This window comes from Acinetobacter sp. ANC 3813 (genome assembly GCF_002135435.1).
Taxonomy (GTDB): domain Bacteria; phylum Pseudomonadota; class Gammaproteobacteria; order Pseudomonadales; family Moraxellaceae; genus Acinetobacter.
Map to the genome: position 1 here is coordinate 80,617 of NZ_NEGK01000004.1, position 22,913 is coordinate 103,529.

General features: G+C 44.3%; 12 protein-coding genes and 1 tRNA gene. 5 read left to right on the plus strand and 8 right to left on the minus strand.

The annotated features are described in order from the left end of the window. Nucleotides 1-31 precede the first annotated feature (31 nt). The 3 genes from B9T34_RS07360 to B9T34_RS07370 all read right to left on the minus strand — a co-directional run bounded on the left by B9T34_RS07360 (nt 32) and on the right by B9T34_RS07370 (nt 4,161). On the minus strand, nt 32-988 hold the full coding sequence (locus B9T34_RS07360) for a metal-dependent hydrolase (protein WP_086212519.1): 957 nt from the start codon (nt 986-988) through the stop codon (nt 32-34). Between the two features lie 240 nt (nt 989-1,228). Beyond that, nucleotides 1,229-2,671, minus strand: a complete 1,443-nt coding sequence (locus B9T34_RS07365) for a VWA domain-containing protein (protein ID WP_086212520.1) — start codon at nt 2,669-2,671, stop codon at nt 1,229-1,231. Then, nucleotides 2,659-4,161 carry an AAA family ATPase gene (locus B9T34_RS07370; RefSeq protein WP_086212521.1) on the minus strand — a complete coding sequence of 501 codons (1,503 nt, stop codon included), beginning with the start codon at nt 4,159-4,161 and terminating at the stop codon, nt 2,659-2,661. Before B9T34_RS07370 ends, B9T34_RS07365 begins: the two co-directional genes overlap by 13 nt. A gap of 129 nt (nt 4,162-4,290) precedes the next feature. Here B9T34_RS07370 and B9T34_RS07375 point away from each other — a divergent pair, with 129 nt between their 5' ends. Beyond that, entirely contained in the window at nt 4,291-4,812 is a 522-nt protein-coding gene (locus B9T34_RS07375) for a hypothetical protein (RefSeq protein ID WP_086212771.1), read from the plus strand. 374 nt (nt 4,813-5,186) lie between these two features. After that, the gene (locus B9T34_RS07380; RefSeq protein WP_086212522.1) at nt 5,187-6,812 is read left to right on the plus strand and encodes an NAD+ synthase; all 1,626 of its coding nucleotides are present in this window, start codon (nt 5,187-5,189) and stop codon (nt 6,810-6,812) included. Between the two features lie 238 nt (nt 6,813-7,050). Here the strand turns inward: B9T34_RS07380 and B9T34_RS07385 are convergent. Next, nucleotides 7,051-7,127, minus strand: a tRNA-Met gene (locus B9T34_RS07385). A gap of 173 nt (nt 7,128-7,300) precedes the next feature. Between B9T34_RS07385 and B9T34_RS07390 the strand changes: the two genes are divergently transcribed. Next, nucleotides 7,301-7,705, plus strand: coding sequence for a hypothetical protein (locus tag B9T34_RS07390; protein WP_171265160.1), 405 nt, complete (start codon nt 7,301-7,303; stop codon nt 7,703-7,705). Between the two features lie 305 nt (nt 7,706-8,010). Next, nucleotides 8,011-8,451, plus strand: a complete 441-nt coding sequence (locus tag B9T34_RS07395) for a universal stress protein (protein ID WP_086212524.1) — start codon at nt 8,011-8,013, stop codon at nt 8,449-8,451. Nucleotides 8,452-8,496: 45 nt separating this feature from the next. Here B9T34_RS07395 and B9T34_RS07400 read toward each other — a convergent pair whose 3' ends face one another. The 3 genes from B9T34_RS07400 to B9T34_RS07410 all read right to left on the minus strand — a co-directional run bounded on the left by B9T34_RS07400 (nt 8,497) and on the right by B9T34_RS07410 (nt 21,137). Then, on the minus strand, nt 8,497-8,814 hold the full coding sequence (locus B9T34_RS07400; RefSeq protein WP_086212525.1) for an MGMT family protein: 318 nt from the start codon (nt 8,812-8,814) through the stop codon (nt 8,497-8,499). A gap of 75 nt (nt 8,815-8,889) precedes the next feature. Then, a complete protein-coding gene (locus tag B9T34_RS07405; protein ID WP_139841255.1) occupies nt 8,890-19,170 on the minus strand; it encodes a BapA/Bap/LapF family large adhesin in 10,281 nt (3,426 codons plus the stop codon). Nucleotides 19,171-19,637: 467 nt separating this feature from the next. Further along, entirely contained in the window at nt 19,638-21,137 is a 1,500-nt protein-coding gene (locus B9T34_RS07410) for a cation:proton antiporter (RefSeq protein WP_086212527.1), read from the minus strand. A 224-nt stretch (nt 21,138-21,361) separates the two neighbouring features. On the opposite strand from B9T34_RS07410, the gene B9T34_RS07415 reads away from it, so the two are divergent. Continuing rightward, nucleotides 21,362-21,916, plus strand: coding sequence for a hypothetical protein (locus tag B9T34_RS07415; RefSeq protein ID WP_086212528.1), 555 nt, complete (start codon nt 21,362-21,364; stop codon nt 21,914-21,916). Nucleotides 21,917-21,976: 60 nt separating this feature from the next. Here B9T34_RS07415 and B9T34_RS07420 read toward each other — a convergent pair whose 3' ends face one another. Continuing rightward, nucleotides 21,977-22,879: a neutral zinc metallopeptidase gene (locus B9T34_RS07420; protein ID WP_086212529.1), complete on the minus strand. Its 903-nt coding sequence runs from the start codon at nt 22,877-22,879 to the stop codon at nt 21,977-21,979. Between the last annotated feature and the right edge of the window lie 34 nt (nt 22,880-22,913).

A 22,913-nucleotide genomic window follows, 5' to 3' on the forward strand; every position in this document is an offset into this window, starting at 1 on the left:
TTTCCTTATTTTTAGTCTAAATGACAGCCGCTTATACTTTGAGTGCCGGCGTAAATTCTTTGGTAAAATACGGCGTCAGCAGGCCTGTTTCGGGATGCAGTAAGCGCTCTTTGTAATAGTCTAAAAATATGCTGGTGTCGTGGTCGTTGGGATGAAAGTTTGGACGTAGATAATCCAGAATATGCTTCCAGCTGCTGCCGTAAACACCTTGCTTTAAGCCAAACAGCAGATTAAAACTGCGCGGCACATCTTTCCAATAGCTCCAGCTGATTAAGTTTGACGGTTTCCGATAAAACGGCACAAAGAATGAAGCAAATGAGATCAGCACCAGAATGGTGACCAATGCAGGAATAAAACCAGCTATGCGCAGCGCATAGTTATTCGACAAGGTTTGAAACACGTCATAAGCAATATCTTTATGCTCTGACTCTTCCAGCATATGCCACATCCAAATCGCACGCTGTTTTTCATCATGAGAGCCAAAAAAGATTTCCTCATGATTCATCATGTACTCTGCAAGTACCGCAGTAAAATGTTCAATGGCGGCCATCAAAGACAGTTTCATTGGCTGAGAAAAACGTTCAAAACCGTAAGCAAATACATAGTGCTCTAGTGTGCGGAAAATTTTGACCGGCAAATCCCGCTCTAAATAGGCATCGTTCAGTTCTTCATGCATTCTTGAATGAATGGCTTCTTGACCAATCAGTGAAGTAACACGCTGCTTTAATAATGGATCAGTCAAAAAGTCACGATGGTAACGCGCGGTATCAATCACTAAATCTTCGCCGCGGGTTAAAAAAATGGATAAAGATGCAAAATAGGCGCTGGCTAATTCAGCGTTCATAAAAAACTTTTCATCAATTTTGTCTGGTTCAAAATCAAACTTCATATGACGAATAGGAATGATGGATGACTGCTTGGCTGCATCAAACTGAGCTGGAGCAAATATCTGGCTGAGTTTTGTTTTAATCGGATCAAAAAATTGCATGGCGCTTACTCTTTTTTTAGTTCGTTTGTCATCACGAAATCATCAAGATCGAGCTTGAACTGCTCAAAGTTATGATGAAAAAGTAAGCTAAGCGGAGCAGACTGCCATTTGCAAAAATGGTCTTTGAATTGGCAAATATTGCCGTTTGAAAAAATTGTCTAACAATCAGGGCCTGATCTTTCCCCCACATGCCATCTTCATATCAATTAAGGTCAGCGGTTTTTTTTGCAGATCCTGCAATTAATATAACTGTTCGACTTTTCCAGTATTGGCTTGATACACCCACTGATGATCAAACAGCGCATCATTCATATGATCTATACGGAAATTACCAATGGCTGCTGCATAAAATCCTGCACCCTGCTGCTGCATCTGATCAATCTGCTCCATCAGCTCTGCGGGCAAAGCCCCCATAATAAAGTCTGAGATAACCAAAACATCGGCATGGCTAAAATTCGGCTGCTGCAGCATGTCCACAGCATGCTGCATGGCAGGAATAATGTCTGTACCGCCATGAAAAGATTGGCTTAAAAAATGAATTACCTCATCCAACGCATAATCTTGATTCAAATCTAATGCTGTTAAATTCGTTGAAAAGTTAATGATGTACATGGGCCGTTTACTCTTCATAGCTTGTATCGCCAAATATAAACTGATGGCTTTGGCAATCAGCTCTGGCTGTCCATGCATCGAACCGCTGGTGTCTAAACATAAAATCATCGGGCCTTTCTCACCCAATTTTTTACGCGCACGCCGCGGGTCATCAATGACACGGCCGGCCTGCTCACCCTGCAAATGAAAACCGAGAATATTAGATTCCAAATATTTTAAATCAAATAAAACCTGCAAATCTGGATCGGCCAGCAGCGCAAGTTCACTTGGCAGCGCCAAATTCAAATCTTGCGACAAATGAATCCCCGTTATTTCTTCAAAGGCATGTTCATCTGGCATGACCTGCTGCGCCTGCATAGGACTGATATTTAAAATTTTACGCTTATATTTTGAGGGCACAGCACTGCCCATTATCCTGCAGAGTTTTTGCAGCGCCTTATCTTGCGCTAAATAACTGCTCCATGTTTCAAACTGCGCGACATCCTGCGCACTCAGCTCGCCTTTGGAATAGTCTAAAAAGATACCTGTATCTGCACCTAAACTGTCTTTATGCTTGGCCATTTTCTGCAAAGTCGCTAGAAAATCTTTAATGTCATCCAAAAAAGCATCGCGCTGCAGTGCCAGCTGTTCAAACTCCCACTGTGCCACTGCTTCTGTCAGCTTGCGCTGCCATTTTTCCTGCAGTAACTGAAATTGCAGGTTCAGCGCAGCTTTTGACTGCACTTCATTTTGCTGAAGTTGCCACAAATCACTAAAAACAGGCATGCCCAAACTACGCTGAAATTCTTGATACTGCTCATTCATCTGGGTAAATTCAGCTTCAGTAAGCGCAGATTTTTCAAGCCATGCTTCCAGCTGCAGCTGTACGGCTTGATAAGGATGCTGTTGATCTAAACTGTTTTTGGCTTGATAGGCCCAAGTATGCACTTTCTCGTCTAATTTTTTAGCGGCTTTTTCATCATCCAGCCAGTGCTTCAAACTAGATTGACGCAGCTCCTCATACAGCTGATCAGTAACTGCCGTCAAAGCCTTTGAAGTCTGACGCGCAGACTGCAGCTTTAACTTCGGCATAACTGTTCCAAACGCTGACAGTCTTGGCGCTGTAACTCATAGCGCTGCAGCGTTTGTTCGAGCTGAATTTTGAGCTTGTCCGTATCTGCCTGCGCGGTAAAATCTGAATCAAAATCTATAAATTCTGCTTCTAAGCGCTGCTGTAAAACAGCATAATCTTCGCTCAATTTATTTTGCAGGCCTTGTATTTCTTGCAGCAGTTCATACTTCACTTGCGCTGAAAGCTGTGTGCGGGCACTGCCTTTCGTGTACTTAATATAAGGTGTAACCACTTCTTCTAAGCCGTAGTAACCGCCTTTTAAAGTACACTGCCGTCCGCCATTAAAATTGCAAACAATGCCTCGAATTTCCTCACCGCTCTCATCTACCGCAAAGAAATCTTTTTTGCTGTCCATTTTATCCAGCTCTAAATACAGCACTTTATCTTGATAATGATGATCCAAATTGGTCACTGCTTTTAAATACTCGCGCCCGCGGATGAGATAGCTCTCATAGACATCTTCGGTATAATAAAAATGATTCAGGATGCGCTGTTCAATATCTTCTTTCTGCGCAATGCTGCCAGCTAAGTCCAAGTCTGAATCTAAACCGATATCAAGAATCACCTGCTCAATCATGTCATTTACATAGGAAATATCTTCGATCTGATTCCATAAACAATGCTTCAGCACATAGATATCAATCAAATTAACGGCAGCACGGCCATTTAAAAACGCAGCAGCTTTGACCAGATAAGCCGCCCGCTGCCAGCGGCGGTCTGAGATATAAATCTGATGCTCCTCAAAACTGTCGCCTAAACGCTGTTTAATTTCATCAAAGATTTCTAAAATGCTATCCGGCAGCTCTACTGCATGAATCTGCTCACGCCACTGCTGCAGTTCGTGCTTTTTAATGCGCAGCGCATCCGCCACCTCTACTTTTACAGAGCTCGGCTTAGTCTGCAGCAAGGTATGAAAATTCTGCACATGCTGAATCGGCTCCACCACCAAACGCAAAATAAAGCGGTCGTATAAGGCATCTAAACCTTGATTTGGTTCAGGAATTTCATTCGAAGCACTCATTAGCACCTTCAACGGCACGTGCTGAATCATATCGCCGTTTTTGAAAGTTTTTTCATTTACCAAAGTCAGCAAGGTATTTAAAATTGCAGGGCTGGCTTTCCAAATTTCATCTAAAAAGACGAAGTCTGCTTTGGGCAGATAATGGTCTGTTTTACGCAAATACTGATCATCTTTTAAAGCTTTAATGGACACAGGACCAAAAATTTCTTCTGGCGTACTGAAACGGTTCATCAAATATTCAAAATACTCGCCCACTTCAAAAGCCGAAGCAATCCGTCTTGAAATTAGACTCTTGGCTGTGCCGGGTGCGCCATATAAAAAAGTATTCAGGCCTGCAACGCCTGCCAAAAGACTCAGCGCAATAATCTGCTCACGCTCATACATCTGTTCACTGACTTGAGCAATTAATGCATGCATACGCGCTTTCATAAAGGAGACCATTGGCAAATAATGCCTATTGTAACGGTGCATACTCCTTTTGCGAAATGCATCGCTTTTAAAATCTTCCTCAATAAAATTTGCTATGCTAAACCCAAGACAAAGCCGCCTTTTTTATTCATGCTGAATTTTATTCCCCTGCTGATTAAATTCTTAAAACTAGAGCGTTTTAAATGCCGTAATTTAACGGCTGGAGAAATTGCGCTGTGCCAGCGTGTTTTTGGAAGCTTGATAGATTACGCAAAAGTAAAAGTAATGAATCATCCTTATTTGCCTTGGCAGCCGGGCAATGTGGTCATGGCGCCGAAAGGCTATATTCATGCGCTTTCGCCCAACTACAGCCACGACTATGCTCAGGAAAGCCTCGCCTATCAAGGGCTGTTTATTCATGAAATGGCGCATATTTACCAGTATCAGCAGCGGATCAATGTCCTGCTGCGCGGTGCGCTGCTGCAAAGCGCATTCTTTTTAAGCCGCGGCAAATACAATCCTTATCGATATCAGCTGCAGGCAGGTAAAAAATTCTTTGATTACAATATAGAACAGCAGGGTGAAATTGCCCGTGATATATTTTTCCAGCGAATTCATAATATTATTTTGCTTCCTGATCATCCGGCTGCACAGCAGCAGAACCAGCTATAGATTTTTTTCTGCTATAGCCAGCAACATCATTAGCCTTTTTCATTTATTTTTAAGCAGTATTTCAGCTGTATCTGTCAAATTTTAGACAAATATGAGCATGCGCCGTCATCTAAAGCTCCATTGGCGTATATCCTGTTCATATTCGGTTTAAAAGCTGTGAATTGGCTCTAGCATATAAGCCAATTTCAGCTAAAATAGCGGAGTCTGACCTGCTTATTTAAAGCACAAGAAGTTTTTTTTTATCATCGCTGAAATGATGTTTTTTAAGCCCTTATGGCTGTATTTTTAGTATCAAAATGCACTCAGCTGGATAATAATCACAACAAAAATCAGTACTCAGTGCATTTACCCTATAGGAATAGGATTTAGTTGGAATGAATAGTTTTAAAATTGCGCTTGCCCAATTTTCTCCGCATATCGGCGATTTGACTTCAAATGCTGAAAAAATGCTGGAACAGGCAAATCAAGCCAAAAAACAAAATGCTGATATTATTGTTTTCCCAGAACTGTCTACATTGGGATATCCTGCAGAAGATTTACTGCTGCGCCCAAGCCTGAGCAAACGCACTCAGCAGGCTTTTAGCACCCTTGCTTCCATTAAAGACATCGTCTTAGTCTTCGGTTTTGTCAATCAAACTGAAGATGGCCAGCGCTTTAACTCCGCTGCCGTGATGAAAGATGGGCAAGTTCTTGGAATTTATAATAAACAAAACTTGCCGAATTATAGCGTTTTTGATGAAAAGCGCTATTTCTCTGAAGGCCATCAGCACCTCGTGTTTGAATATCTGGGCCATAAATTTGGCGTGCTGATTTGTGAAGACGCTTGGTCATTGCCGACTGTTCAGCAATTGTCTCAGCTGAATGTAGAAACTGCATTGGTGCTGAATGCTTCTCCTTATGAAGTAGGCAAACCGCAGCACCGTGTAGAAACGATGTCTGCACTGGCAAAGCAAATGAATTTGAATTTGGTTTACTGTAACCAAGTTGGCGGTCAAGACGATTTAGTCTTTGACGGCACAAGCTTTGTGATTGATAAAGAAGGTCAAGTTGTTCTGCAAGCGCCGAGCTTCCAAGAAGATCTTTACATCGCAGCTTATGATGCAGACAAAAAAGCATTCAGCAAAGGCTTTGTGGCGCCTGCCTTGGATACTATGGCTGAAATTTATCAAAGCTTAGTCCTAGCAACACGTGACTATGTGCAGCGTTCAGGTTTTAAAGGCGTAATCCTAGGCCTGTCAGGCGGCATTGACTCTGCAGTAACACTTGCCATCGCTGCCGATGCAATTGGCGCAGACAAAGTGCAAGCTGTGATGATGCCTTATACCTATACTGCGCAAATCAGCGTTGAAGATGCAGCTGAACAGGCTAAAAATATGGGGGTGACTTTTGGTATTGCCGAAATTAACCCAATCGTATCAAGCTTTATGCAGACCCTTTATCCATTCTTTGGCAATGCGCCAGCAGATGCGACTGAAGAAAACTTGCAAGCGCGTTCACGCGGTACACTGCTGATGGCGCTGTCGAATAAATTCGGCAACCTTGTGCTGTCTACCGGCAACAAGTCTGAATTGTCTGTCGGTTACTGCACACTGTATGGCGATATGGTCGGCGGTTTTGCTGTGCTGAAAGATGTCTATAAAACCATCGTCTTTGAGTTGGCAAAATACCGCAACAGCATCTCTGAAAAGCCAGTGATTCCAGAGCGTGTGATTACCCGCCCGCCTTCTGCTGAGCTTCGCCCAGACCAAAAAGATCAGGACTCACTGCCAGCTTATGATGTATTGGATGCAATTTTGTATGCTTACATTGAAGAAGACTTAAGCCAAGACGATATTATTGCCAAAGGCTTTGATGCTGAAGTCGTGGCTAAAGTGATCCGCTTAGTTGATTTCAATGAATATAAACGCCGTCAAGGCGCAATTGGCCCGCGCATCAGTTCGCGCGCTTTCAGCCGTGAACGCCGTTATCCAATTATTAATGGCTGGAAACCAGGCATTTAATTCGTATATTAAAAAAGCCCAAACTTCATGTTTGGGCTTTTTTTTTTGCATCGTGTACACAGACATGTGAAATAAACCATACCCGACTGTACAAGCCTATTATTTAGTGTTTAATCACAAGATCATTCAACCAAAAATGATTTTATTATTCTAGCTAGAATATTCAATTAATTTTGCCGTACAAAATACTTTTCACGCACAAAAAAAGAGACCAAGCTGAGAGCTTGGTCTTTTAAAATGGTGGCTATGACGAGACTTGAACTTGTGACCCCCGCATTATGAGTGCGGTGCTCTAACCAACTGAGCTACATAGCCGTAAACTGTGTGCGCATTATCTAAAGTTCGGCCCCTATCGTCAAGTTTTTTTCTGCAGAAATGTTCAGTCTTTGTTCAAAAATGCATTAAGTTGCTAAAAAATAATCATCTCTGCGATTATTTCTGGCAGTTTTCACATTTTTTTATTTAAAAATTAACCAGTTATTAAGAGAATATTTACATTGAAAAAGATCACCCTTGTTGCCTTGATGTTTACGCTCAGCGGCTGTCAGCTCATCTCACCTATTTTTGTCGATTATTATGGCGTGCGTATGGATGCCGCCAAATGGATCAATCATCAGCCTATGCTCAGCATGCAGCAAAAGCGCAGTTTGGCGCAGCTGAGTAAAGCCTTGCAGCCTTTGAACACGTTTAATACGCAAGACTCTCAGAAGCGTTTGGAACTGGCTAAACAGTATCAAATTGCCATGCACTGCGCGCATATGCACGTGACAGATCACAAAATTAATCAGCTGCAGCAGATCATTTTTGGCAATGAAAAAGAACATATTTTAATGAATTATCAGCAGCAGGCGCCGCAGTTTAAATTAGATGAGCAGTCTATTCGCTGTGAATAAATGCGGCACCAATGCTGATGAAGCTCTCCGCCAAATAAATCAGGAATTTAGCGCCGCCAATGTGTACAAAATTCATACTTAAACTTTAGTTGCATAAGCGCGTATTTAATGTTTCCAGCAGTAGAGATATACGGAATAAGTCTCTAATAATCTTTAATTTATTATTATTTACTTCAAAATATCCTTATGAATTTACTCGGTTTTATTTCATTATATTTAGCGCTATGATCATAAGGAATAGATAATTTTTATACAGAAAGCAGCTGAGCCTGCTCAAATAAACCGCAATAATAAGGAGAGTTCACATGTCATTTCAAAATATCGTTGTCCCTGTAGACGGTTCTGATACTTCTTTTGCTGCTGTCGCAAAAGCAACTGAATTTGCTAAAGCATTTAACAGTAAAATTACGGTTGTACAGGTTATGGTGCTCGACCCCTACATTGCTGCTGAATATATTTCTTCAGCGCAAACCAATGAACTGATAGAACGCGCGCGCAGCGCCATTGTAGAAAATTTAAATGAGGTCAAAGCCAAATTAAGCTCTGAAGGCCTGAATGTAGAGACTAAATTGCTCGAAGGTCAAACGGTGAATGCCGAAATTGTGAAGGCCGCGCATGATGTCAATGCAGATCTGATCATCATCGGCTCACATGGCCGTACTGGCTTGAAAAAATTTTTCCTTGGCAGTGTAGCGCAAAGCGTATTGGGCGCATCTGATACACCTGTGATGGTCGTGCGCAAATAAAGCTCAGCCGAATCAACTTGGCCTTGCAAGCCATCCTTGCAAGGCTCAAGCTTTCCACTGGTATTTTTTTAAATCAATCTTTCCAGCCAATACCGCAATGCCCTCTTCCAGCAATTTCTGCTGCTGCACATTGTATCCATACTCATCGAGTTTACTCAGACTGATTTTTCCTTGGCTATTGATCACTCGATGCCATGGCAAATCGGCATCTGCCGCGACATGCTTGAGCACATAGCCGACCAAACGCGCATGTTTAGGCAAGCCCGCCAATCGGGCAACCTGACCATAACAGGCCACCTGACCTCTGGGAATTAAATCAATAACAGCCAGTATTTGCCGTGCAAGCTCATCACTTTGCTTCACTGCCTATTCGTCCTTTTTGATGTGCAAAAAATAAGAGAGCCCTAAGGCTCTCTTATTGTATAGCTCAGTTCAGCATTAATACACCAGATGGTTATTGTCCAGCAATTCCTGCAAACCGATGTCCGTGTTTTTCAGCGTCAGCAGTTCCACTTTATTGTAGGTTTTGCCTGCAGTACCGTCACGGTCAATACTGATGACCGTATTGCCTTTACCGTCAGCCGCCACCGAAATAAACTGGCCGATATTGCTCTTATCTATATTTTGACCTTGCAATAATTTGCTCACATCAATCTTGTCACCTTCAGCTTTCTTGAAGTCATTCCAGCTATCATGGCCATTGCCGCCTGCTGCATCTGAGCTATTGAGTAATTTAAAGATCAGTGTATCTGCACCGGCTTTAGATGTCACAGTATCATTGCCGTTTGTGCTGGTGATCTTATCGCTGCCAATGCTGCCTGTATAGTTCAGACCAGCACTGATGGTTAACGATGCCACAGAAGAATCTCCATTTGGCGCAACCAATTTATAGCTAAAGTCTTCGAGCGTACCCGATACCGCTTTGCCGTCAGTTACGCTGTAGCTATAGCTGCCGTCCGATTTAATGGTCAGCTGGCCATGATCACCCTGAACTGTAAGACCCGCTTTGCTTACAGCCGCATATGTTTTGCCGCCATCTTTGGAGATATACAGATCCGTGTACTTCGACGCCAAAACATCTGTACCGCTGCCATTGTTATCTGTAAAGATATTGCCTTTAGCTGCTGTACCTGTTGATTTCGCAGTAAAGTCTTCAAGATCGGTAATTGTACGGCTAATGGTGGCATTCACTTTTCCAGCAAAGCTTAAGCCTGTATTGGTTAGCGCTTTAATGGTGTATTCGCCAGCTTTTAAACCGCTGATCGATAAGCTATTGCCATTTGGCAGCAAAGTAATCACATCAATTAAAGTCGATGCGCTTGTGGTTGCGACCAATTTGCCAACCTTGTCATAAACATTGATAACTGTACCGCCCAGCAAGGATGCGACTTGGGTCGAGCCGAAGCTGATTTTCACATCTTCAAACGTGCCATCCGCTACCGTAAATTTGCTTGTGCCTGATTTGGTATTGCCCACACCAAATAGCCAACTGTAGCTGATTGCAGAAGCGCTGGCTGAACTCACCGCATTCGATGCATCGAAACTGACCGAATTGCTGTTGTCTGTTGCCACAACGGTTGTTGCGTCTGCTTTAGGATGGGCAGCATCCCACTCAACAGCCAAGTCACTTTGTGTGCCAATGTGAATAATTAAGCTGGCTGTATCTGTTTTGCCTGTCGCCGGATCCGTTACTGTATAGCCGAAGACTTCCGATTTTCCGATATTTACAGCGTCTGCATTTGGCTTATAGCTATAGGTGCCATCTTTAGCAATGGTTAATACGCCATGATCACCGACAATGACTGTTGAACCCGATGCATTCAAGCTTTGGCCATTCACAGCAGTCACTGCAGAACCCGCAGGAACAGAGTCTTTGCCATAAATGCTGTCATGATCAGTCACAACATTGCCATGCGATTCTGTAACACCGCTGACTGCAGGATCTTTCGATGTATCCTTAATGGCCAATGCAAGACTCGCATTAACACTGGTCAGGAATCCAATTTTTGCACCGCCAGTGAATTCAAACTTATACGTCCCCGTTTGCAGGTTGTTTGCTTTTACTTGCGTGCCTTCATTGAAGAGTCCCAGTAAATCAAGCAGTCCGGCATCTTTATTAGCACCGATCAGTTTCCATGAACCATCTGATCCTTTTACATACAGCTTCATAATTGCTATGTCAAACAAGTTCACTAAAGAGCTTGTCGATACTGAAATCACCGCATTGCCGACTTGATTTTCACCAATCGTAAATTCACTCGAATAAGTTTCTGCGCATATATCTACAACCGATTTATGGCTGAACAGTTTAATGCTGCTGTTTTCAGTCACTGGATAATCGAAATTAATTGATGCAGATACCAAGTTATCTGCTGCATCCAGCTGTACGTTTGGCGCTTTAGCACCCGTTTTTCCAGACTCGCCGCCTGCATCGCTGGCGCTGACCAGCAAGGTTTGGCCGTCGCTATATGCCGAAGGCAGCTTAATGCTGTAGTTTCCACTGGCATCAGATTTGCCTTGAGCAATCACCGTTTTACCGTCTTGCGCATACACCTTAATATCAGCGTTGGCTTCTGCAGTACCGCTGATCGAATCGCCCTTTGCATTAAAATTTGCTACAGGCGCATTTGGCGCATATAAATCAGGGGCTTGTACAGGGGTGGCAAGCGATTCACCGCCAGGATCTTTCGCTGTGACTTTTACTGATTCGCCATCCACCAAAGCTGGATTCAGCGCTACAGTATATTTGCCGTCTGCACCAGCAACAGCAGTACCGATCACTGTTGTACCTTTGCTGCCGCCATAAACAGTAATATCTGCATTTGGCTCAGTTACACCATTAACTGATTTACCGTCCACAGCCACTAGGGCTGTTGGCGCATCTGGCGCATATAGATCAGGAGCGGCTGCTTTCACTGGAGCTGATTCACCACCTGGATCTCGAGCTGTGACATTCACATTTTCGCCGTCAACTTGAGCTGGTTTAAGCGTTACTGAATACTGACCAGAAGCATTGGCAGTACCTGTGCCCAGCACAGTTTTACCATCATCTGTGTAAACAGTAATTGCAGAACCCGCTTGTGCAACACCTGTAACAAACCCACCCGTTTTCGCATCGACTTGCGCAGTTAGCATGCTTGGAGCAGTCGTATCCGCCAAGCTGTCAGATGCAGTTCCCGCATTGCCCGCTGGATCTTTCGCAGTTGCTGTATAAGTACCTTCCGCAGCAGTTGCTGGAACTATTGCTGTGTATGTACCATCTGGATTGACTGTTACAGGAACATCTTTACCGTTTGGATCTTTCAGTGTCACTGTAGAACCTGGCTCGGATTTACCTGTAATGGTTGCAGAACCGTCTGGATTTGAAACCACATCCATGGTTACAGCTGGAGCAATGTTGTCATCCAGTTCATCTGTTGCTGTGCCTGCATTGCCCGCTGGGTCAGTTGCAGTCGCTGTGTACGCGCCTTCTGCCGCTGGCGCTGGAACAGTCGCTGTAAATGTACCGTCTGGATTGACCGTGACAGGTACGTCTTTACCGTTCGGATCTTTCAGCGTTACTGTAGAACCTATTTCAGTTCTACCTGTTACCGTCGCTGTACCGTCAGTATTTGGCGTTACATCTAGGTTCACAATCACTGGCGCAACATTGTCATCTAAATTCGCTGTTGCACTTGCAGTGTTGCCTACTGCATCTGTAGTTGCAGCAGTATAAATGCCTTCAGTCGCTGGCGCTGGTGCTGTCGCACTGAATGTACCGTCTGCATTTACTGTAACTGTCAAGTTATTGCCATTCGGATCTTTTACTGTCACCGTAGCACCTGCTTCTGCCTTGCCTGATACAGTTGCTGTGCCATCTGGATTCGCTGTAACAGTCAATGCATCAAGCTGAGTAACCGTATCTACCGTTACGCTTGTTGAGTCTGGAGCGCTCAGGTTACCCGCACGATCTTTCGCAACCGCTTCTACAGTATACGTACCATCCGCAAGATTAGGTGCTGCATAAGTCCAGCTGCCATCTGCAGCTACTGCCGCTGCACCGCTTGCCAGTACTTTATCAGTTGCATCTTTTACAGTCACAGTCACTGTCGCATTGGCTTCTGTTTTACCAGAGAAGCTTGGTGTTGCATCACTTACTGCGCCTGCATCATCAATATCAATGGTCGGTTTAACCGTATCGATAATGAACTTGATGTTTGCTGGTGCGCTTGTTACGCCATAAATATCTTTCGAAATCGCTTCTAAACGGAATTGGCCATCTGCAAGCGGTTTAGCTGGTGTGTATGACCAACGGCCTGTCGCTGTATTCAACACTGCCAGACCTGACTCAACAATATTATTTGAAGAGTCATATAGGTTGATTTTCACTTCCACGCTGTTTGCAGAAGAACCATTGAACGTCTGTTTTGGATTATTCGTTGCAGGCGGTAACGGCTCTGCAGCAAGTAAAGTACGCGCCGCGAATTTCATTACTGGAGCTGCAGCAAAGAAGTCAAATGGATCAATTTCCACTGTTGGAGGATAGACAATGGTATCCAGCTTCACTTCAAGGCCTTTATTTCCAGATACATCTTCATATGAACCCGCTGAAATTTCAAAGTTGACAGGAGTATTCACACCGACTGTCGGAACTTGAACTGCACCTTTCCAAGTGCCATCGGCTTGCTCTGTTAAGTCCTTAACTATAGCGCCAGTTACTTTCAAATCAGAAGGATCAAAGTCCGTTACTTTCTCGCTAAAGCTAACAATCACATTACCTTGAGTATCTAAAGTAATGGCTGCAGAAGGTGCTGTTGAATCTACAGATTGCTGTACGCTTGAACCTTTACCTGCATTGCCTGCAAGGTCTGTATAGCTGCTGTCTGCTAAATCTACTTTTACAGAACCGCCTGTGTTCCCCGCTGTTGTGACTTTCGCTGTCCATGTCCCATTGGTTTGCTGTGTAAGAGCGCTGACTGTACCGCCAGTAACAACTAAGTCAGACAATGTGAAATCTTTCACTACTTCAGTGAATGTAATCGTCAGATTTCCAGCCTTATCCAACACCATTGAAGAGGTCGGTGCAGTCGTATCCGTACCCGGAACAGTCAACGAGCCTGATGCTGCTTTACCTGCATTACCCGCATTGTCTGTATATGAACCTGCATCAATCGTAATATCGACTTTGCCTGGCGCACCTGCAGGATCATTGGATACTGCATGGCCTTTCCATGAACCATCTGGTTGCTGAGTCAAGCCACTGATTGTCCCGCCTGCAACCTTAACATCAGCCGCATCAAAACCTTTTACTGGCTCGCTGAAGCTAATAGTTACATCACCATTCGGCGCGATGCTAATCGTAGCTTCTGGTGGCGTTGAATCCACACTTGGAACATCTTTAGAAGCCGTTGAACCTTTACCTTTATTGCCCGCAAGGTCTGTATAGCTGTTGTCTGCAATATCTACAGTGACTTTGCCCAATGCACCCGTGTTGCCAGCAGCAACAACTTTGCCAGTCCAAGAACCATCTGGCTGCTGTGTTAAGCCGCTGACTGTACCGCCAGTCACTTTAACGTCATTCGCATCAAAGCCTTTAACCGCTTCGCTGAAAGTGATTTTCAGGTTGCCCGCTGCATCTAATGTAGTCACTGACGTTGGCGCTGCTGTATCAATGCTCGGAACAGTTTGTACTGCTGTTGCACCCTTACCTAAGTTGCCTGCAAGGTCTGTATAGCTATTCGCCACTACTTCAACTGCGACACTGCTTGATGCACCTGTATTGCCATTTGCTGCAACTTTACCTGTCCAAGTACCGTCTGGCTGTGCAGTCAAGCTGATCAGAGTACCGCCTGCTACTTTCACGTCAGTCGCATCAAAGCCTTTTACTGGCTCACTGAAACTAATCGTGATATCGCCATTTGGACTCAATGTAATAATTGATGATGGTGCAGTAATATCGATGCTTGGCACTGTTTGTGACTGAGATGCTGCTGTACCAAGATTGCCTGCAGTGTCAGTATATGAACCCGCAGTAATCGAAAGGTCTACTTTAGCTGGTGTGCCTGTCGGGTCATTTGCAACGACATGACCTTTCCAAGAGCCGTCTGGCTGTTCAACCAGATCCTGTAATGTACCGCCTGCAACTTTCAAATCAGACTTGTCAAAGCCTTTCACAGGCTCGCTGAAACTAACCGTTACATTTCCTGCAGCATCAACAGCAATAGTCGCTGAAGGCGCAGTAGTGTCTAGACTTGGTACAGATTGTGCAACTGTAGCTTCTTTACCAGGGTTACCCGCATTGTCTGTATATGATCCAGCTGGAATTTTTAAATCTACTAGGCCTGGTGAGCCTGTTGTGCCATTTGCAACGACTTGGCCTTTCCATGAACCGTCCGGCTGTTGGGTCAAGCCAGTCAATGTACCGCCTGTAACTTGCACATCCTGAGCATCAAAACCTTTTACTGGCTCACTGAAGCTGATTGTGACTTCACCATTTGCCCCTACCGTAATCGTTGCCGATGGTGGAGTCGTATCTACACTTGGAATATCTTTAGAAGCCGTTGAACCTTTACCATTATTGCCTGCAAGGTCTGTATAGCTATTATCTGCAACGTCTACCGTAACTTTACCCAATGCACCCGTGTTGCCAGCAGCAACAACTTTGCCAGTCCAAGAACCATCTGGCTGCTGTGTTAAGCCGCTGACTGTACCGCCAGTCACTTTAACGTCATTCGCATCAAAGCCTTTAACCGCTTCGCTGAAGCCAATCGTTAAATTGCCATTTGCATCCAGAACAATCGCTGAAGTTGGTGCTGTCGTATCCACACTAGGAATACTTTCAACAACAAACCCACCCTTGCCTGCATTACCAGCAAGGTCTGTATATGTGCCATCTGCAATAGAAACGACAACATTCGCCGCTGCGCCTGTTGCGCCATTCGCAACGACTTTGCCAGTCCAACTGCCATCCGGCTGCTGTGTTAAGCCACTGATAGAACCATTCGATACTTTCACATCAGTTGCATCAAAACCTTTCACTGGCTCACTGAATTTGATAACCAGATTACCATTCGCATCTAGCGTCAATGTTGGTGTAGGCCCTGTCGTATCTACGCTTGGTACAGATTGAGCTGCTGTCGCTGCTGTACCTGGATTACCTGCGATATCTGTATATGATGCTGCTGGGATATCTAGTTTTACCGAACCAGAAGCACCTGTTGCGCCATCAGCAACAACTTTGCCAGTCCAGCTGCCATCAGGTTGCTGTACAAGATTAAGCAGCTTACCGCCTGTCACTTTGACATCATTAGGATCAAAGCCTTTAACCGCTTCGCTGAATGTCACAACAACATTGCCGTCAGCATCCACTGTAATCGCTGCATTAGGTGCTGTTGTATCTACGCTTGGCACATTCGCACCAATCACACTTGAACCTTTACCTGCATTGCCAGCAAGGTCTGTGTATGAACCGTCAGCAAGAACTACATCTATTTGACCAGTCGTGCCACTTGTACCGTCAGCAACAACTTGACCTTTCCAAGAGCCATCAGGCTGCTGAGTTAAGCCAACCAATGTGCCGCCTTGGACTGTCACATCCGATTGATCAAAGCCATTGACAGTTTCACTGAAAATGATCACAACTTCGCCTGTTGGACTAACAGTCAATGTCGATGTTGGTACAACTGTATCTACTTGTGCTGTGCCTGTATCTTCAGCACCAATGTTGCCTGCTTTATCTCGAGCAGAAGCTGTGACTTGATAACTGCCATCTGGAAGAGCAGCTTTAACCGTATAATTCCACTTACCGTCTGAAGCCACTGTCGCTGTACCCGTTTCAATCACTTTGCCCGCTGCATCTTTTACTTCTACTGTGACTGTAGCAGTTGGCTCATTGACCTTGCCTTTTAGCTCTGGTGTCGCATCATTGGTTAAACCAACATCATCAACTTCAACCACTGGTGCTTGAATATCGACAATAAACGCTTTAGCAGCTGGCGCACTTTGGTTACCGGCGGCATCTTTAGAAATCGCTTGCAACATGTAGTAGCCTTCAGCCAAGTCATGTGAAGGTGTAAATGTCCATTTACCTGTAGCGGTATCGAGTTTTGCCAAGCCTGAATCAACATTTTTGCCAGATTCATCCTGTAGATAAATCATGACCTCAGTACTTTTTGTAGAACTGCCTGAGAAGGTTGGTTTGATTTGATTGGTCTGCGGCAGCGTAGTGGATGCTGTGCTCATCAGCATACGAGCTGCTGCTGCACCAAACAAGTTATCAATGTCTACTGTAGGCGGAATAGTATCGATCTCTAAACCAGAGTCCACTGCTGCATTTGACGCGTTTCCTGCTGGGTCTTTAGCCACAGCTTCGACAGTATATTTACCATCGGCCAAGGCTGGAGACGGAACAAATGACCACTCATTATTTGAATCGATTTGTGCTGAACCGCTTGCAACTGTTTTGCCCGTATCATCTTTCACAACAACAGTTACTGCCGAACCAGCCTCCATTGTGCCTTTAATAACAGGCGCAACCGCATTTGTAATTGCCAATGGTTCAATGGTGACTGCAGGAGGCGTGGTATCGACAGTCAATCCGCCATTTGAAGCAGATGCTGTATTACCCGCAGTATCTTTCGCTACAGCTTCTGCTGTGTAACTGCCATCAGGAAGATCGCTTGCTGGAGCGTATGTCCAATTACCGCTTGCATCTACAATTGCATCACCTGCGCTAACAACTGCGCCAGAAGCATCTTTGACTTGTACATGTACAGATGCGCCACTTTCAGTTTTACCGCTAATAGTTGGTGTCGCGTCATTGGTCAATGCCAATGGATAAACGCTAACCGTTGGCAAAGTTGTATCTACAATTAAGCCATTTGCTGTTGCATTTGCTGTCGTGCCAGACGGTAATTTTGCAGTCGCATCAACAGTGTATGTGCCTTCAGGCAAAGTACCTGCTGTGTAGCTCCATTTACCAGATGAATCAGTGGTTGCAGTACCTGTATTAATGGTTGCGCCTGATGCATCCTTAATAACGACAGTTACCACAGCATTGCTGGCTGTATTACCTGTAATGTCTGGGGTCGTGTCATTCGTTGGCTTCAATGGATCAATTGTGACCGTTAGGCCAGCCGTATCAACCACAAGGCCTGTATCTGTTGCAACACCCTTATTGCCTGCTGGATCTTTAGCTGTCGCTTCAACAGTATAGCCGCTGTCTGGAAGTGAGTTTGTAGGTGTATATGACCAGTTACCGCTGCCATCTACAGTCGCTGGACCTGATTCAACAGTTTTGCCAGCTTGGTCTTTAACAGCCACTTCAACGGTTGAGCCTGCTTCCGTTTTACCGGTTACAGCAGGTGTGGCGTCATTGGTCGGTGCTAAAGGATTAATGCTTACAACTGGAGGCGTTAAGTCTACAGACAAGCCTGAATCAGTTGCACTTCCCTTGTTTCCAGCTGGATCAGTCGCTGTTGCTTCTACTTTATAAGCGCCTTCAGGAAGAGTTTTAGTTGGCGTATAGGTCCAGTTGCCGCTACTGTCAACTGTTGCATTCCCTGCATCAACAACATTACCCGCAGCATTTTTAATCTCAACCTTAACTGTCGCACCTGCTTCAGTTTTACCTTTGATGTCAGGCGTTACATCATTCGTTGGTTTTAAAGCTTCAATTGAAACCGCAGGAAGCGTGGTATCAACTGTTAAGCCTGTATCTGTCACAGTCTTATCGTTGCCTGCAGGATCTTTTGCCGTTACTTCAACAGTAAGCGGGCCTTCTGGAAGCGGCTTGCTTGGTGTATAAGTCCAGTCGCCATTACCATCAACAACACCTGGGCCTTTGTCAACTATATTGCCATTTTTGTCTTTAATGACAACTTCAATTTGAGCGCCCAGATCAGTTTCACCTCCAATTGTTGGCGTGTTATCACCTGTAGGCGCAAGAGGATCAATTGTGACGTTGGGGTCTTTAGTGTCAATTGTAAAATCTAAAGCATCAGATTTTGGTCCTTCTACCCCCTTCACAGTTTGGCTAACGCTTATAGAATGCGCACCATCTGTTAAATCCTTCGCAACTTCTACGCTCCATGTACCGTCTGCTTGAGCGGTGGTTGACGCAATCAATTGACCGCCATCATATACTTTAATTTCTGCACCAGCTTCTGCGCCCGAGCCTGACACTACAGGAGTTTGATCATTTGTGACTGCACCTGCTGAAATTTTGCCGACTTTCGGCGCCTGATTATCTGCAACTTCAAAGGCAGTCAGTTTAGACGGGACTGCTGGAGCAGGTGTTTCCTTGTCTTTATCATCAGACCCATTGCTTGCCGCAGCGCCAATCAGTCCAGCACCGCCTGCGCCAAGCGCCCAAGGCAAAATTACACCGGTTAATGAATCTTTATACAGCAGCGGCTCAATTTCAGCCAAAGGCTGATACTGAATCACATCGGCAATGGCGCCCGTGCTGTCAGTAAATTTGGCCCAATATAAACTGCCGTCCTGCCCTTCAAAAACCAAACTGTTGTCTGAACTGGCTGCATTAAAATAATTTTCAACGACAATGCTTTCGCCGTTTTTAAGGTTAATGATTGCGTGATCACCGCTGCGGGTAATTGAGGCCACATCTTCTTTAGGGGCTTTAATAACAACAACTGAATTTTCAGTTAAGCTGACATTATTCGAATCGACTTGATTCAATAAGGTGTGACTTTCCTTAGAAATTACGGAAATTTGTGTCATGTATAAACTCTCTATTTCTTTTAATGGTGTTTTTAAGTCTTATAATGAATTGTTTTCTTTAATAATTTCTTTAAATACAATTCATTAGAAACGTTTCTTTTAATAGTGTGCTTTATATCACATTTTTAATTTATTATTCACAATTGATTGAAAATTATCATTTTTTTTATGGAATATTCATTTTTTATTAGAAAAATTAACAATAAATAACAGTCACTTAATAATTGTGAATTTCATCACATTTATTTTGTAACCACACCGCCTTACCGTGACTTTCAGCTAACGGTATTTTTCGCATTTACTTAATAATTGATAAATTGTGAAAACTCTTTTTCACAAAAAAGCCGAAACCTGATTTCAGGCTTCGGCTTAAATATCTCTAAACAGCATCTGTGATTATCAGATCCTAAGTAGCTGAAATTTAAATCATAAATGATAGATCCAGCATAGACTGCTGCAGGATACTGTTAAAAATTATCTGGATTTTCCAGACGCTTCACTTCCTGCACACGCTCTGGATTATGTACCGCAGCCACGCCATCAGCCGCTTTTTCATCAATTAAGTTTTCAGGTTTATACACCGTAATGGTTTCATTGCCCAGCGCATCTTCACCTACGATGTACTTAAAGCCTTTACGGTTCATTTTATGGCACATGCGCTGATACCAGCCTTTAAATCCTTTGGTTTCTTCATTCGGATTGTAATAAAACGCATTCATCACAGCTGGCAGGCCTAAACCGCAGACAATCCCTGACAGCAATACCGCAATAAAGGTATAGCCAATTAAGATACTGCTGTATTCTCCCAGTTCCGGCACGTTGGCGACCGCCAAAATCAGCGCCAATGAAATGCCGCCGCGCACCCCGCCCCATGACAAGATCGCTAAACTGCCGTTATAGCTTTTATGGCGGAAACTCGGAAAGAATGCAAAAGCCATATAATTGGCCGCAAAGCGTGAAGCATGCAGAATCAGGAAGGCAACTATGCCGCCTAAAATCAGGCTGATGCTGAGATCCAGAATAAACAGTTCCAACCCAATCAAGGTAAATAAGAAAGAATTGATAATGCCTTCTACCGTGTGCCAGAAATGATTGACCTCACGGATTTCACGCGCTTCTAAAATTTCCTTCCAGCGGTTGCCGACAATTAAGCCGCCAATCACGCAGGCAATCGGCGCAGAAGCATGCGCCAGCAAAGCCACCAAATATGACCCGCAGGCCAATAGCGCAGTGGTCAGAATCAGCGATTCCATTTCATGCTTGCCGCGCAAAATACGCAGGATGGCCTGACCAAAGCCCCAGCCAATAATCACAGCCACCACAATTTCATACAGCAGCGTTTCCAGCACGCCAATAATCGTGACATGCGCACCCTGCAGCACATTAATCAATGTCATGAATAAGGCTATACACATGGCATCATTAAATAAGGACTCCCCTTCCAGCTTCACCATTAAATGATGCGGCGCACGCACCGAACTTAATACGCCTTTAATGCCAATGGGGTCAGTCGCGCCCAAAGCTGCTCCCAGCAGCAGCAGCACCAGCAAATCCACATGCTGGCCAATCAAGAATTGATAGCCGTACAGCGCCAAACCAAACAGCGTTGCACACAGCACCAAAGCAATACTGGCTAAAATACTGATGGGTTTCCAATAACTGCGCAAATCTGAAACTTTGAACTTCAAGGCGGAAGACGTCAGAATGAAACAAATCACCCCATTAATTAAAAAATCATAAAAATCAATATGACGTACAGCTTCTTCAATATTATGAATATTTATGGTGATGAATTGATTGCCGCTCAGCAAGCTGGCGCCCCATTGCAGAATAAAGACAAAAATTGCAGAAACCAGCGGCACGCCAATCGCTTGCGGGAAGCCTAAAATCCGCTTGTTAAAGATCGTAGTTGCAATGGATAATGCAAAAATGACTGTAAAAACCTGTAAGAAAAAAAAGTTTCCCATTTTGTATCCAATTCTGTGTTGCGCGCTATTGAGGGAATCTGCACACTTATTTAGTGAATGAATGATGCATCGAACATCATTTTTATTTTAAATATTTTACTAAAAATCAAAAGTTCTGCTTGTATCAATTCAGTTTATTTCACAAAAGTGTGACGGCTGAGATAAGATATCCGCTCGCGCACATTTGATGCATCCGCTTCAACCTCAAATATAATGCTTGAACTATGCAACAAACTATTCGACTGATTGTCCGCCTATGCTTAGCTGCAATTATTTTTGCGATTACAGCTGCTTTAATTTTGACTTGCCTCAGCAAGAGCATCGAAATTGCTCAGTCAGAACAAAATTTCGCGCAGGCTAAAAAAATCCATTTGCAGTCCAGCGACAAGGAGCAGCTGGTGCTGCTGTCCAATAATAAAAGTCCAGAGGAAGCTGTCTATATTGCAATTGCGCAAAATGGCTATATTGCCAAATCCAATTGCAGCCACTATCCAGAAATCTGCATAGATGACTATAATCAGCAGCATACACGTCAAATTCAGAACATTGATTTGCTGCATGCTGGACAGTTCCACTATATTCAGCAAGTGCGTTACACAGACAGCCGCACACAAGAGCCTAAGACCTTAAACTATTCGGCTGAGCAAATTCAGCAATTCTACCGCGCTGACGTTTCCAGCTTGAAATATACCCTATTTGGCATTGGGCTGTTTGCCCTAGCTGCAGTGTATGTCAGCATCCGCATCTTAAGAAATTTTAAAACTTTCTTAGGCAAATAAAAAAGAGGGGCTGTCCCCTCTTTTTTATTCTAGATATCGCAGCAATTAAGCCTATCCGTCTTAAATTGGATTATTGAAGGTATCGCAGCTGTCAATTTTTCCAGATTTCAAACCCACCTGAAACCATTTCATCCGCTGAGCACTGGTCCCATGGGTAAAGCTGTCTGGAACCACTTGGCCTGTTGCGCTTTTTTGCAAATAGTCATCGCCAATTTTATGCGCAGCATCCATCGCTTCCTCAATATCTCCTTGTTCAAGGAACTGAGTGCGCTGCTGGGTATGATTGGCCCAAATGCCTGCAAAACAATCCGCCTGCAGTTCCTGCATGACAGACAATTGATTGCCCTGTGCTTTGCTTGCCTGTGAACGCGCCTTATGCACCTGTTCTGAAATACCCAGCAGCGTTTGAATATGATGGCCTACCTCATGCGCCACCACATAGGCCTGAGCAAAATCGCCTGCCTGATCTTGGCGCTGCAATTCTGTCTGGTTCTGTTCGCCGCCTATGCCCATTTGAGTACGCATATCTTTAAAGAATGCAGTATCAATATAAACCTTTTGATCACTTGGACAATAAAATGGCCCCATCGCAGATTGCGCCGTACCGCAGCCGGAATTCACCGTACCGCTGAACATGACCAGCTTAGGCGGCTGATATTGCGCATTCAGCTGAGTTTTGAAAATTTCTGACCATGTATCTTCTGTATCAGCCAAAACTGTGCCGACAAAATCCATGGCTTCCTGCTGTTCAGGCGTGGGATTATCCAAGCCTTTCACTTCCGCAGTTGATGTCTGCTGCGTCACTTGCTTCGTCGCTTGATAGGCCTGCTGCGGGTCTACACCAAAAAATTTCCATGCAACAAAAGCAACCACCAAACCGACAATACTGATACCGCCTGCTTTAGCGCCGCCACCGCGGCGGTCTTCTACATTTGAGCTGACTCGACGACCTTTCCAACGCATAGTCTTTATCCTTTTAAGTCATTATTCAGTCTAT

Coding starts and splice junctions, on each gene's coding strand:
- B9T34_RS07360 (WP_086212519.1), bottom strand. CDS start 988: ATGCAATTTTTTGATCCGATTAAAACAAAACTCAGCCAGATATTTGCT.
- B9T34_RS07365 (WP_086212520.1), bottom strand. CDS start 2,671: ATGCCGAAGTTAAAGCTGCAGTCTGCGCGTCAGACTTCAAAGGCTTTG.
- B9T34_RS07370 (WP_086212521.1), bottom strand. CDS start 4,161: ATGAAAGCGCGTATGCATGCATTAATTGCTCAAGTCAGTGAACAGATG.
- B9T34_RS07375 (WP_086212771.1), top strand. CDS start 4,291: ATGCTGAATTTTATTCCCCTGCTGATTAAATTCTTAAAACTAGAGCGT.
- B9T34_RS07380 (WP_086212522.1), top strand. CDS start 5,187: ATGAATAGTTTTAAAATTGCGCTTGCCCAATTTTCTCCGCATATCGGC.
- B9T34_RS07395 (WP_086212524.1), top strand. CDS start 8,011: ATGTCATTTCAAAATATCGTTGTCCCTGTAGACGGTTCTGATACTTCT.
- B9T34_RS07405 (WP_139841255.1), bottom strand. CDS start 19,170: ATGACACAAATTTCCGTAATTTCTAAGGAAAGTCACACCTTATTGAAT.
- B9T34_RS07410 (WP_086212527.1), bottom strand. CDS start 21,137: ATGGGAAACTTTTTTTTCTTACAGGTTTTTACAGTCATTTTTGCATTA.
- B9T34_RS07415 (WP_086212528.1), top strand. CDS start 21,362: ATGCAACAAACTATTCGACTGATTGTCCGCCTATGCTTAGCTGCAATT.
- B9T34_RS07420 (WP_086212529.1), bottom strand. CDS start 22,879: ATGCGTTGGAAAGGTCGTCGAGTCAGCTCAAATGTAGAAGACCGCCGC.